Here is a 13,018-nt window from a genome sequence, read left to right on the forward strand (position 1 = left end):
CACGTGAAACATCGGCGCCCGGGCGCCGGGGTGCTACTCGGCGATAAAGGGGTCCAGGTCGCGGAGGATGGCGGTCTTCGGCTTGGCGCCGACGATCGTCTTGGCGACCTCGCCGTTCTGGTAGACGTTCAGCGTCGGGATCGACATCACACCGTACTTGGCGGCCGTGGCGGGGTTCTCGTCGATGTTCAGCTTGACGATCTCGATCTTGTCGCCGTGCTCGGCCGCGATGGCCTCCAGGGACGGCGCGATCTGACGGCACGGGCCGCACCAGGCCGCCCAGAAGTCCACCAGTACCGGCTTGTCGCTCTTGAGGACCTCATCCTCGAAGGTGGCATCGGTTACGTTCTTCAGCGCGCCGGCCACGGCGGCCTCCTTTGATCAGCTGCGGGGTGAGAGGGAGAGAGGGGACCGGTCAGACCGCGGCGGTCTGCTCGGGCTGGGCGGCCTGCTCGGCGTCCGCCAGGGCGGCCAGGAAGCGCTCGGCGTCGAGCGCCGCGGAGCAGCCGGTACCGGCGGCCGTGATGGCCTGGCGGTAGGTGTGGTCGACGACATCGCCCGCGGCGAAGACACCGGTCACATTCGTACGGGTGGAAGGCGCCTCGACCTTGAGGTAGCCCTCGTCGTCCAGTTCGAGCTGGCCCTTGAACAGCTCGGTGCGCGGGTCGTGGCCCACGGCGATGAAGAGCCCCGTCACCGGAAGCTGGGACGTCTCGCCCGTCTTGGTGTTGCGCAGGGTCAGGGCGGAGAGCTTCTGGTCGCCGTGGATCTCGGCGACCTCACTGTCCCAGGCGAAGGTGATCTTGGGGTCGGCGAAGGCACGGTCCTGCATGGCCTTCGACGCCCGCAGGCTGTCCCGGCGGTGGACGATCGTCACCGACTTGGCGAACCGGGAGAGGAAGGTCGCCTCCTCCATCGCGGTGTCACCGCCGCCGACCACGGCGATGTCCTGGTCCTTGAAGAAGAAGCCGTCGCAGGTGGCGCACCAGGAGACCCCGCGCCCGGAGAGGGCGTCCTCGTTCGGCAGGCCGAGCTTGCGGTGCTGGGAACCGGTGGTGACGATGACGGCCTTGGCCCGGTGGACCGTGCCCGCCGTGTCGGTGACGGTCTTGATCTCACCGTTGAGGTCGACCGAGACCACATCGTCGGGGACCAGTTCGGCGCCGAAGCGCTCGGCCTGGGCCCGCATATTGTCCATGAGGTCGGGCCCCATGATGCCGTCGCGGAAACCGGGGAAGTTCTCGACGTCGGTGGTGTTCATCAGCGCACCACCGGCCGTCACTGCTCCTTCGAACACCAGCGGATTCAGTGACGCCCGCGCGGTGTAGAGCGCCGCCGTGTACCCGGCGGGTCCGGAGCCGATGATGATGACGTTACGGACGTCGCTCACGAGTCTCTTCCTCGTCTCTGCAGGCTGCCTGCTGACAGATGGGTCGGGGCAATGGCTCTCACCCCACCCAACGGATCCTACGGGGGATGCATTCCCGTACGGTCGCGCAGCGCGCTCCGAGCCTCAGCGACGGGGGTAGGAGTCGGTGAGCAGTACCTTCCCCGGGGCCGGGGAAGCGGCGGTCGTACAAGCGGCGTCGATGACGAAAGCCTCGACCCGCTCGATGTCCACGGCCGCGGGCAGGACGACCAGATAGGCGTCGGTGCCCCGGTAGCTGCCCCGTTCCGCCGCGATCGGCGGAACGGTACGCCCGGTGCCCCGCTGGACGCAGGGGGGCACCGAAGGGCCGGGGCCGCCCATCTCCGGACCGGGCTCCGCGGACGCCGTACCGGGCAGGCCCTCGGTCGTCATGGTCGTACCGCCGTCCCGCTGGAGGGGACGGTCCTGGAGCAGCGTACGGACCCGCTGTTCCAGGGTCTCCTCGGACAGCTCGTCGGGTCCGGCGGAGTGGGTGTCGGCGGAGTGGGTCCGTACCGGCTGATCGCCGCTCTCGGACGTCAGCAGCTGGAAGGAGAGGACCGCGACCCCGGTGGCGACCACACCGAAGGCCGCTCCCAGGACGACGGTACGGCGGCGGAGTCGAGTGGCCCGCCCGGGGCCGGTACCGCCCCGGGGGCGGCCCAGGGGCCTGGTCGCCGGTCCGCCACCGACGGCTGTGGACCGGTCGGCCCCCGGGTCGTCCGATAGGCCGGACACCGGCACCGTCTCCGCTGATGTTTCACGTGAAACATCAGCCGGTCCGGAGCCGGTGCCATCGGGGCGGCCGGCTGCCAGCAGCGCTTCGGCGGCCAGCGCGGCATCGATCCGTTCGGCGATATCGGTGGGCATCCGGGGCGTGCCCGGGACGGCGCCCAGCAGACCGCGGATCTCCTCCAGGGACGTACGGACGTCCTGGCAGAGCTCGCAGTCGGCCAGATGCTCCCGCAGCCGGTCGCTCTCGGACGGGGAAAGCAGGCCCTCGGTGAGGTCGGAGATCTCGGAGACATCCGGATGCTGAACCATGTCGGCCGTGGATGTCACGTGCGTCCACCTCCGCCTTTCACAGCAGCAGGATCGGTAGGTCCCGCGTCCCTCTGGTCCGTCGCCGATGGGACGGATGTCCCCGGCGTCCGGTTCCTTCCCCCGTCGAGATCGTCGCTATCCCCGGAAGACCCGCGCAGATGGGTGACGAGTGGCAGCAGCCGGGCTCTCCCCCGGGCGCAGCGGCTCTTGACCGTGCCCGGAGGCACATCGAGCGCCTCGGCGGCCTCGGCGACCGAGTAGCCCTGCATATCCACCAGGACCAGAGCGGCCCGCTGCTCCACCGGGAGCTTCGCCAGGGCGGCCAGCAGCTGCCGGTTGAGATCCCGGCGCTCGGCCGGGGCCTCCGCGGACTCATGCGGTTCGAGCAGCTGCTCCAGTCGTGCGGTGTCCTCGACGGGCGCGGTCCGCCGGGAGGCGGCCTTACGGGCCCGGTCCAGGCAGGCGTTCACCGTGATGCGGTGGAGCCAGGTGGTGACGGCGGACTGACCGCGGAAGGTGTGGGCGGCCCGGAAGGCGGAGACCAGGGCGTCCTGGACCGCGTCGGCGGCTTCCTCACGATCGCCCAGGGTCCGCAGGGCGACGGCCCAGAGCCGGTCGCGGTGGCGCCGGACCAGCTCGGCGAAGGCATCGGGATGGCCCTCGACATGGCGGGCGAGGAGTTCGGAGTCGCTGGCTGTGTGGGACGCCCCCGTTGTCACGGCCTCCACCCTCTGGTCGGTCCCGTACTGCGTCTGATCGCTTGAGCTCAGGCCCGGTCTGTCTATCACGATTACCCCGGGCGGAGGCAGGGCGCCGGGGAATCCCCCGGAGCGGCCGGTCGACGGGGCGTACCCCGCCGACCGGGTCACTTGCCCAGGATCTTGATCTCGGAGATTCCGCCCCGGAAGCGGTCCGCCCGCTCCGCCGGCGGCAACGAGGTGAGGCGGATCAGTACGTAGCGCGCCCGGACCGGTTCGAACGTGGTCCGCAGCTTCTCCCCCTTGACCCCTTCGGGAACGAGCTGCCGGCCGAACTCCGAGAGCCCGGTCGGATCGACGGCGCTCTCCGCCGCCGCGGACACCGAGACGGTGTTGCCGCCGCGGTAGAGGTCGATATCGACCCCGGAGACGTTCCGTACGGAACCGAGGTCGACGATGATGCCGCTCCCCAGGGACCGCTGGGGGAGATTGCCGAAGTTCGGATAGTTCTGGTATTCGGGCGTGATCCAGGCCGAGTTCGGGTCGCCGTCGACGGTGTTGGGGACCTGCTTCCGCTGGATCGAGGAGCCGTTGGGCTTGAACTCCCCGACATGGGCGACGGCCAGCGGGTCGGCGGGCGGAGCGGGCTTCTCGTCCCCGCCCTGGCGCGGGGCCTCGGTGGCGGGCCCGGAGTCCTTGGTGCGGTCGAGCAGCTTCTCCGAGATCTGCCAGCTGCCCACGCCCAGGGCGGCGATCAGCAGTGCCGCGGCGGTCCACTTCAGGGCCTTGCCCGCCCGGCTCTCCATCGGCGGCGGCGGAACCGGCACCGGACGGGTGGGGGCCGGGGCTCCGGGCAGCCCGGAACCGGGGCGGCCGTAGCTGCCCTGCTGATAGGTGGTGCGCTGATACTCCGGCGGGGCGGCGAAGGCGGGCTCCGGGGGGCGGATCCGGGGCATCTCCGCCACGGCCTTCGCCAGCTCCTCCGGAGTGGTGCAGGGCGGCTCCTGGCGGGAGGCCGTGGCGCCGTCGTTGACCAGGGCGCGCATGGACAGCTCGGAGAGCCCCCGGTGGACCCCGGCCCGTACCTGGTCCGGCGGCAGCAGCCCGACGCCCTTGGGCAGTCCGGAGAGCCCGTGGGCGTCGTTCTCGTACGGCCAGCGCTGGGTGAGGGCGGCGTACAGCAGGGCGCCGATGGCCTCGGTGTCGGTGCGCTGCGGGCGTTCGGCGGTGATGCCGCGCAGGGCGGCGTTCACGGCGAGCCCGCGGACGCGGTACTGGCCGGTGGAGGTCCGCAGGATCGCGGAGGGGGTGAGCTTGAGGTGGGCCAGCCCCTCGCGATGGGCGGCCGCCATGGCCTGCGAGAGCTGGTCGACGAGCCGGTACGCCTCGTGCGGCTCCAGCGGGCCCATGGCCAGCAGGGTGGTCAGTTCGGTGGCGTCCGGCAGCCACTCGTGGACGACGTAGACGAGGTCGTTCTCCTCGACGGCGTCGAGGACCATCACGAACCGGGTGTCCCCCAGCAGCGCCGCGGAGCGGGCGGCGGCCAGTACGGACCGGGCCCGGGAGTGGTCGGCGGGCAGTACGTGAACCCCCACCGCCCGGCGCAGCTTCTCGTCCACGGCACGCCAGCTGCTGAAACCGTCCAGACGGGTGATGCACTCCTCCAGGCGGTACCGCTTGGCGAGTTTATGACCGCTGTGCAGCTCGGGCGCGGGGGCCGCGGCCCCCTGCCCGGCCGGGGTGTCGCCGTCCCGGGCGTCCTCGTTCTCGGGGGCGACGGGCAACTCGGCCGTCGCCTCGGATGCGGCAGCTCCGTCGGCCGCGGCCTGCTCCGCCTGAGCGGTCGGCGGTTCGTCCCCGCCGTTGTCGGCCACGTCGACGGCAGCCGTGCTACGTTCCGCCACCGTCGTTCCTGCCTCCCCATCCGATGCGCCTCACCAACAGCCATGCCAATTGTGCCCACAGACCGCTGCTATGCACGACACGCGGTCCCCGGCGATGGTTGTGCGGGGATCCGCGTCAGCGCCCGAGCCAGCCCCGCACCATGCCGACGATCGAGTTCAGTTCCTCGATCCGCATCCGCTTGGCGGCCAGGAAGAACACCACACCGAGGACCGCGCCGCCGCCGACGAGGGCGGCCAGGGAGCCGCTCGCCCCGTTGCCCAGGAGCTTGATGATGCCGAAGGCCGCGCCGCCGCCGAGGATCGCGGCGGGCAGCGAGGCGATGCAGAGCCGGGTGTAGGTCCGCATCACATGGGCGCCGTCCAGATCGCCGCCGAGCCGCTTGCGCAGCCTGCTCCAGGCGACCCCCACGCCGATCATGTACGCCAGTCCGTAGGAGGCGGCCATTCCGACGACGGCCCAGCGGGCGGGCAGGACGAGGAAGCTGATTCCGGCGGCGCTCGCGTTGATCACGGCGACGATCACGGTGTTGTAGAAGGGCGTCCGGGTGTCCTCGTAGGCGTAGAAACCGCGGAGGACGACGTACTGCACGGAGTAGGGAATCAGTCCGAGGCCGAAGGCCATCAGGGTGAAACCGATGTTCCGGGCGCCCTCGGCACCCGATCCGGCGTACATCAGGCCCGCCATCGGCACACCGAGGGCCAGGAAGGCGAAGGCCGAGGGCACGATGGCGACGGCCGAGGTGCGCAGCCCGTAGGAGATGTCGTCCCGGACGGCGGCGGCGTCGCCGTCGTGGGCCGAGCGGGAGATCCTGGGCAGTACGGCGGTCATCACCGAGACGGTGATGATGGCCTGCGGCAGCTGCCAGAGCAGCAGGGCGAAGTTGTAGGCGGTGATACCGGTACCGGTAAAGCCGTGCTTCTCGGCGGTGGCTCCGGCGGAGGTCGCCAGCTGGGTGACGACGATCATGCCGAGCTGGTTGGCGAGGACGAAGAAGAGCGTCCACTTCGCCAGCTTGGCCGCCTTGCCGAGGCCGTGGCCGCGCCAGTCGAACCGCAGCCTCATCCGGAAGCCGGCGTCCCGCAGATAGGGCAGCATCGCCAGGGCCTGGACGACCAGTCCGAGCATGGTGCCCAGACCCAGCAGCCGGATGCCCTCGGGGGTGATCGTGGTGGTGTTGACCCCGGAGGTGGTGAAGCTGCCGAAGGCCCAGATGAAGGCGCCGAACGAGGCGATGATGACGACGTTGTTGAGGACCGGGGTCCACATCATCGCGCCGAACCGGCCCCGGGCGTTGAGGATCTGCCCGAGCACCACATGGAGACCCATGAAGAAGATGGTGGGGATGCAGTAGCGGGCGAAGGCGACGGCCACCTCCTTCTTCTGCGGGTCGGAGGCGATCGTCGGCGACATCATGGTGACGAGCATCGGCGCGGCCACGACACAGAGCACGGTGACCCCGGCCAGCAGGACCACCACGAGGGTGAGCAGCCGGTTGGCGTACGCCTCGCCGCCGTCCTCGTCGTTCTTCATCGCCCGGACCAACTGGGGGATGAAGACCGCGTTCAGCGCGCCGCCGCCGACCAGGACGTAGATCATCGTCGGCAGGACGTTGGCGACCTGGTAGGTGTCGCTGAGGACGCCGACACCGATCGCCCCGGCCATCACCAGATTGCGGAGGAAGCCGGTGAGCCGGGAGACGATCGTGCCCGCGGCCATCACGGCGCTCGACTTCGCCAGGCTGGACACCCGGCCGCCGGAGCGCTTGGGCTCGGCGGGGGCGGGCAGCGGCTCCGGCGCGGGCGCGGGCACGCTCCGGCCGCCGCCGCCCTGCTGGTCGCGGAAGAGATGGGCGAAGGCGTCCTGCTGGGGCCGTTCGTCGGCCGCGTTGGTGACCAGGTCGTCGACCCCGGTGTACTGGGTGGTCCGGGCGTCGTCGCCGTACGGCAGATGGCGGGAGGGGCCCTCGGGCTCCGGCGGCGGGGTGTGCGCCCAGACCCGGGGGTCGGGGGCGTGCTGCGGGGTCGGGGGCTGCTGGTAGAGCGGCTGCTGGTCGGGGTAGGTGCCGGGGGGCGGCGGCGGGTGGGCGGCCCGGTCGTAGAGCGCCTCGGCCACCGGGTCCTGGGCCGAGAGGTCCTGGGCCCGGTAGGGGTCCGGGGCGTAGGCGTCGCGCAGATACGGGTCCTGCTGGGCCTGGTGGTAGGAGATCTGCTGGGTCGCGTCGTAGCCGCCGTGCTGCTGGGCCGGGTCGTATCCGGGGTGCTGCTGCGCGGGGTCGTACGGGTACGGCTCCGGCTGCTGCTGGTAGGCGGGGTCGTAGCCGTACGGGTGCTGGGCCGGGTCGTAGGCGTACGGGGGCTGCGGCGGTGGCGGCTGGCCCGCCGGATCCATCCCGGCGCCCTGACCGCGGTCACCGTCGTACGGCGCGTTCATTGCAACCCCACCTCATCGTCCCCGGCCGGTGGCCACGACATCGCTCAACGGTCCACTTTCTCACCCGCGCCCGACCGGTCGCCGCTTTCCCGGCCGGTGTCCGGTGTCGGGTCACTCGGCTGCCCGGGGTCGACGCCGTCGGTACCGGCCCCGGGCGGCGGGGTTCCGTCCGCCGGGGAGTCCCCGGCGGAACCGCCGCCGGTGCCGTCGGCCGGGGTGTCGCGGGCCGCCGCGCGCTTGCGCTGGGTGTACATCCGGACCCCGGCGAGCACCAGGAGCAGCACGCCTCCCGCGATGACCAGCAGGACCGTGGGGGTGGCTTCGGAGACCTTGACCGTGAACTGCATCGCGGGCCCGTACGCGGTGCCGTCCTCGGTGTAGAGCTGGGCCGTCATCCGGACCTGGCCGTTGGCATTGGCCTTGGCGTCGAACTTCACCGACTGGCTGTGGCCGCCCTTGATCTCGATCGGGCGCTCGGCGACGCCCTTGTCGTCGAGGCTGAGCCGGGCGCCGTTGTCGGAGCTGAGCCGGAGCACCAGGTTGTCGACGTTCTGCACCAGCCGGTTCTGGACGGTGACCGGGATGGTGGCGCTGCGGCCGGAGAGGGTGATCTGGGACTTGTCGATCAGCTGTACCTCGCCGACCAGCAGCCCCAGGTTCTGCCGCACCCCGGCGCGGTACTCCTCGGCGGCCCGGGCGTTGCCCCGCCACGAGGTGGACATCTCCCGGTCGATGGCCCGGGAGAACGGCGGCTCCACCCGCGCCGGTTCGGTGAGGATGCCGGTGAAGTCCTTCAGGGTGTCCTGGGTGGCGCGGATCTCCCGGAAGGCCGCCACGGGCAGCTCGCGCGCCCGGAGCCGGTCGGGGTACTGGGAGCCGGACGGCACCCGGCGGTTCGCCCCGCTGTCGGGCTCGGCCTCCGCCGCGGCGATCAGATCCACCGGCTGGGTCCAGCGCTCCCCGGACAGCCCCTGGAGGGCCTTGGCCATGGCCTGGGCCTGGGACGCCGACGGCATCCGCTGGGGGGCGACCACGACATTGCGCGGCCCGGGGGCGTCCTGGAGGGCCACCACCAGGGTCTGGGCGAGGAACCGCTGGACGGCGAGGGTCGACCGGCCCGCGTGCACCATGTCGCCCTCGAACGCCTTCGACAGCCGGGCGTCGGCCACCACCGCCGTCGTACCGCCGCCGATCGGGCGGGGGGCCGAGACCGTGTACGGCAGATCGTCGCCGAGGCTGTCGCCGCGGGTGATCACATGGTCGGCGCCGGCCGAGGTGGCGACGTTCACGATCGAGGAGTCGATCGCCCCTTCGACCGGCCAGGCGAAGTCGAGGGACGGCTTGACGTGCAGAATCGTCTCCACGGTCCGGCCCGCGACCTCGGTGGCGGCCTGGAGCCGGCTCAGCGTGCCGGAGACCTGGGTACCGCGGTGCGCCAGGGACGCCAGATCGGGGTCGGCGTACGGCAGGGCGACGACCTTGCGGTCTTGTACGGCGGTCTGGAGGGCGTTGATCCACTGATTGGCCAGCGCCTGGTTCCGGCCCGGTACGGTCCCCCCGCCGTCCTTGCCCGCCCGGTCGCTCTTGACCCGGTAGTTGCCGGTCATGGCGTCCACACTGGCCAGCAGATCGGGGTCGATCACCCAGGTGACCGGCAGCTCCCGGCCCAGCGAGACCATCTGTCCGAGCCGCCCCCCGGGGGCGATCTCCTTGGCCAGCGTCTCGTCCTCGAAGACCGGGGTCCGCTGCTCGTCCGAGCCGATCTCGGAGGTCAGATGCGTGGAGGAGACCAGCGGCCAGAGATAGGTGAGCCGGGTCTTGGTTCCCAGGGCTTCGGGCTGCCAGGGCAGAAAGGTCCGCTCGATGCCCAGTACCTGCTCGTAGGAGCCGCCCTCGCGGCCGGAGAGGCTGACCCCCAGCTGGTAGACCCCGCCGTCGCCCAGCTCCAGCTTTTCCACCGGGACGGAGAGTGTGAAGTCCCGGCTGATGCCCGGGGCCAGCGACGGCAGCTTGACGGTGAAGTCGTCGCCCAGGGACCGGCCGTCGGCGCCGGGCTCGTAACCGCCCCGCTTGGCGACCCGGTCGATGGCGGTCCGGCTGGTCAGCCGCTGCCCCACCCGGAGGTCGATCTCCGGTTCGGTGATCCGCCGCTTGCCCTTGTTCACCACCGTGCCGGAGACCTTCAGGGTCCCGTCCGCCTCCGGCACGGCCGGAGTGAGTGTGGTGAGAGTCACATCGACGGTGGAGGCTTCCGAGGCCGCCGGAGCGGCCGCGGCGGGGGTCGCCAGCGGCCCCAGCAGCCCGGCGATCAAAGGGGTGGCGGCCAGCGGCAGCGCCGCGCGGCGCAGCCACCGGCGGGCGGGCGAAGGGGTCGTCCTCCGGAAGTCTGCCGCCTCGGCCACGCGCTCGTCCGTCCCTCGTCGTCTGTTGCCGTCAGGTCGCTGTCGCTCATTGCGTCCACGCATGGTAACGAGGTGCGCCGGGCCTGAGTGCCGCGGTCCGCCTGACATGATCGTCCGGCTATTCCGGGAGACCCCCGCGGGTCGGGGGACGTAACCTTCTCTGTTGTGCCGAACGCCAATGAAGACACCCCTTCCGCACTGAGTCAGGTGCAACGCCGCGCGGTGACGGAGCTACTGCGGGTAGCCCCCGTCGCGGACGATCTCGCCCACCGCTTCCGGGCCGCGGGTTTCCGCCTCGCCCTGGTCGGCGGCTCGGTCCGGGACGCACTGCTCGGCCGGCTCGGCAATGATCTCGACTTCACCACCGATGCCCGCCCCGAGGACGTGCTCGCCGTCGTCCGGCCCTGGGCCGACTCGGTCTGGGACGTCGGTATCGCCTTCGGCACCGTCGGGGCGCAGAAGTCCGGCTACCAGATCGAGATCACCACCTACCGCTCCGAGGCGTACGACCGGACGTCGCGCAAGCCCGAGGTCTCGTACGGCGACTCCATCGAGGAGGACCTGGTCCGCCGGGACTTCACGGTGAACGCGATGGCCGTCGCGCTCCCCGAGAAGGAGTTCATCGACCCGCACCACGGTCTGGAGGACCTCGCGGCCAGGGTGCTGCGTACCCCCGGCACCCCCGAGGCGTCCTTCTCGGACGATCCGCTGCGGATGATGCGGGCCGCCCGGTTCTCGGCCCAGCTCGACTTCGCCGTGGCCCCCGAGGTCGTCGCCGCGATGACGGAGATGTCCGGGCGGATCGGGATCGTCTCCGCCGAACGGGTCCGGGACGAGCTGAACAAGCTGGTGCTCTCGGCCCACCCCCGGCAGGGGCTGGCCCTGCTCGTCGACTCCGGCCTGGCCGACCACGTCCTGCCCGAGCTGCCCGCCCTGCGGCTGGAGAGCGATGAGCACCACCGGCACAAGGACGTCTACGAGCACTCCCTGACCGTGCTGGAGCAGGCGATCGATCTGGAGGAGGACGGACCGGACCTGGTGCTCCGGCTCTCGGCCCTGCTCCATGACATCGGCAAGCCGCGGACCCGCCGGTTCGAGAAGGACGGCCGGGTCTCCTTCCACCACCACGAGGTGGTGGGCGCGAAGATGACCAAGAAGCGGATGACGGCGCTCAAGTACTCCAATGAGCTGGTCCGGGACGTCTCCCGGCTGGTGGAGCTGCATCTGCGGTTCCACGGGTACGGGGACGGCGAGTGGACCGACTCCGCGGTACGCCGTTACGTCCGGGACTCCGGACCGCTGCTCACCCGGCTGCACAAGCTGACCCGCTCGGACTGCACCACCCGGAACAAGCGCAAGGCCGCCGCGCTCTCCCGGACGTACGACGGTCTGGAGGAGCGGATCGCCCAGCTCCAGCAGCAGGAGGAGCTGGACGCCATCCGGCCCGATCTCAACGGCAACCAGATCCAGGAGATCCTCGGGATCGGACCGGGGCCCGCGATCGGCAAGGCGTATGCCCATCTCCTGGAGCTGCGGCTGGAGAACGGGCCGATGGAGTACGACGACGCCGTCGCGGCGCTCAAGGAGTGGTGGGCCGCGCAGAGCTGAACCGAGGCGGTCGGGCGGGGGCATGTTTCACGTGAAACATGCCCCCGCTTCGTTGCTCGGTGCTCTCCAGGGGCGGGCGATGTTTCACGTGAAACATCGCCCGTTTCTTATCGTCCGCTGAGCCTGCCGTGCCTGCTGTGGGGCCGCGGTCCTCAGCCCGTGGGGCCGGTTCCGGCCCCTGTGGTCTCCGCCGGGTGCGGGCCGGGGTCGCGGCGGTGCCAGTGCCGGAGCGTCAGGGCGATCCCCGCGTAGATCACGGCCACCAGCACCACCAGGACGACCGAGCGGCCGTCCGGCGGCAGTATCAGGGCGGCGACGCCCGCCGCCCCGACGAAGGAGACATTGAAGAGGACGTCGTAGAAGGAGAAGGTCCGGCCCCGGTAGGCGTCGTCCACCGAGGTCTGGACGACGGTATCGGTGGTGATCTTCGTGCCCTGGGTGACCAGCCCCAGGACGAAGGCTGCGACCAGTATCGGGCCGGGGGCGAAGAAGAGTCCGAGCGCCGGGACGAGTACGGCGGCCGTCGCCGCACAGCAGACCATCCAGCCGTACGGGCCCAGCCGTCCGATGGTCCACGGGGTGATCAGGGCCGCGACCAGGAAGCCCGCCCCGGAGACGGCGACCGCGACCCCGAGCAGGGCGAGTCCGTCCCGCTCGTCCTCGTACCAGGCGTACCGGCAGAGCATCAGCACCATCACCAGCAGCGCGCCGTAGCAGAACCGCATCAGGGTCATCGCGGTCAGCGCCCGGGCCGCTGCCGGGCGCCGGGCGAGATGGCGTACCCCCGAGACCAGCCCGCGGGCCGTGGAGGCGACGGCGCTCAGCAGCCCGGGCCGGACCCGGTCCGGATCGGGTCCGAGCAGCTCCCGGCCCATCCGCAGCGACGCCAGGGCGGCACAGAGATAGAGGGCCGCGCCCAGCAGCACCACGGCGGCGTCGGAGTCGTCCGCGATCAGCCGTACCGCGAAGGCCAGACCGCCGCCCGCGGTGGCGGCCAGGGTGCCCGCCGTCGGCGAGAGGGAGTTGGCGATCACCAGCCGGTCGTCGTCGACGACCCGGGGCAGCGAGGCGGAGAGCCCGGCCAGTACGAACCGGTTGATGGCGGTGACGGAGAGCGCCGAGACATAGAACAGCCAGTCCGGGACGGAGGCCAGGATCAGCAGGGCGGTACCGCAGGCCAGCAGGGCCCGCAGCAGATTGCCGTAGAGCAGGACCTGACGGCGTCGCCAGCGGTCCAGCAGCACCCCGGCGAAGGGGCCGATCAGTGAGTACGGCAGCAGCAGGACGGCCATGGCCGAGGCGATGGCGGCGGGCGAGGTCTGCTTCTCGGGGGAGAAGACCACATACGCGGCGAGCGCCACCTGGTAGACACCGTCCGCCGACTGGGAGAGCAGGCGGACCGTCAGCAGCCGGCGGAAGCCGGTCAGGCGCAGGAGTACGCGCAGATCACGTACGACGGGCATGCGGACAAGAGTCACACATGAGCCCCGCGGGAACGCGGAGGGCCCCCGGTGATCACCGGG

The 13,018-nt window shown here is 71.3% G+C and carries 9 protein-coding genes; 1 reads left to right on the forward strand and 8 read right to left on the reverse strand.

Annotated features, from left to right (window positions below):
* Window positions 1–33: 33 nt before the first annotated feature.
* The 7 genes from trxA to AB0G74_RS02590 all read right to left on the reverse strand — a co-directional run bounded on the left by trxA (window position 34) and on the right by AB0G74_RS02590 (window position 9,887).
* A complete protein-coding gene (gene trxA / locus AB0G74_RS02560) occupies window positions 34–366 on the reverse strand; it encodes a thioredoxin (protein WP_361139623.1) in 333 nt (110 codons plus the stop codon).
* A 49-nt stretch (window positions 367–415) separates the two neighbouring features.
* A complete protein-coding gene (gene trxB / locus AB0G74_RS02565) occupies window positions 416–1,390 on the reverse strand; it encodes a thioredoxin-disulfide reductase (RefSeq protein WP_361139626.1) in 975 nt (324 codons plus the stop codon).
* Window positions 1,391–1,513: 123 nt separating this feature from the next.
* Window positions 1,514–2,470: a zf-HC2 domain-containing protein gene (locus tag AB0G74_RS02570; RefSeq protein WP_361139629.1), complete on the reverse strand. Its 957-nt coding sequence runs from the start codon at window positions 2,468–2,470 to the stop codon at window positions 1,514–1,516.
* Complete coding sequence (sigM, locus tag AB0G74_RS02575) at window positions 2,467–3,180, reverse strand: RNA polymerase sigma factor SigM (protein ID WP_361139632.1); 714 nt, start codon at window positions 3,178–3,180, stop codon at window positions 2,467–2,469. Before sigM ends, AB0G74_RS02570 begins: the two co-directional genes overlap by 4 nt.
* 137 nt (window positions 3,181–3,317) lie before the next feature.
* Window positions 3,318–5,054: a protein kinase family protein gene (locus AB0G74_RS02580; protein ID WP_361139635.1), complete on the reverse strand. Its 1,737-nt coding sequence runs from the start codon at window positions 5,052–5,054 to the stop codon at window positions 3,318–3,320.
* A 115-nt stretch (window positions 5,055–5,169) separates the two neighbouring features.
* On the reverse strand, window positions 5,170–7,485 hold the full coding sequence (gene murJ, locus AB0G74_RS02585) for a murein biosynthesis integral membrane protein MurJ (RefSeq protein WP_361139638.1): 2,316 nt from the start codon (window positions 7,483–7,485) through the stop codon (window positions 5,170–5,172).
* Between the two features lie 44 nt (window positions 7,486–7,529).
* The gene (locus AB0G74_RS02590; protein ID WP_361139641.1) at window positions 7,530–9,887 is read right to left on the reverse strand and encodes a DUF6049 family protein; all 2,358 of its coding nucleotides are present in this window, start codon (window positions 9,885–9,887) and stop codon (window positions 7,530–7,532) included.
* Window positions 9,888–10,052: 165 nt separating this feature from the next.
* Here AB0G74_RS02590 and AB0G74_RS02595 point away from each other — a divergent pair, with 165 nt between their 5' ends.
* A complete protein-coding gene (locus AB0G74_RS02595; RefSeq protein WP_361139644.1) occupies window positions 10,053–11,495 on the forward strand; it encodes a CCA tRNA nucleotidyltransferase in 1,443 nt (480 codons plus the stop codon).
* 152 nt (window positions 11,496–11,647) lie between these two features.
* Here the strand turns inward: AB0G74_RS02595 and AB0G74_RS02600 are convergent, their stop codons facing one another.
* Entirely contained in the window at window positions 11,648–12,958 is a 1,311-nt protein-coding gene (locus AB0G74_RS02600) for an MFS transporter (RefSeq protein WP_361139647.1), read from the reverse strand.
* Between the last annotated feature and the right edge of the window lie 60 nt (window positions 12,959–13,018).

It is taken from the genome of Streptomyces sp. NPDC020875 (assembly GCF_040641415.1).
GTDB lineage: Bacteria > Actinomycetota > Actinomycetes > Streptomycetales > Streptomycetaceae > Streptomyces.

Bases quoted from the DNA above. Each gene is read 5' to 3' on its own strand.
- AB0G74_RS02600 (WP_361139647.1), bottom strand. From the start codon at position 12,958: ATGCCCGTCGTACGTGATCTGCGCGTACTCCTGCGCCTGACCGGCTTC.
- murJ (WP_361139638.1), bottom strand. From the start codon at position 7,485: ATGAACGCGCCGTACGACGGTGACCGCGGTCAGGGCGCCGGGATGGAT.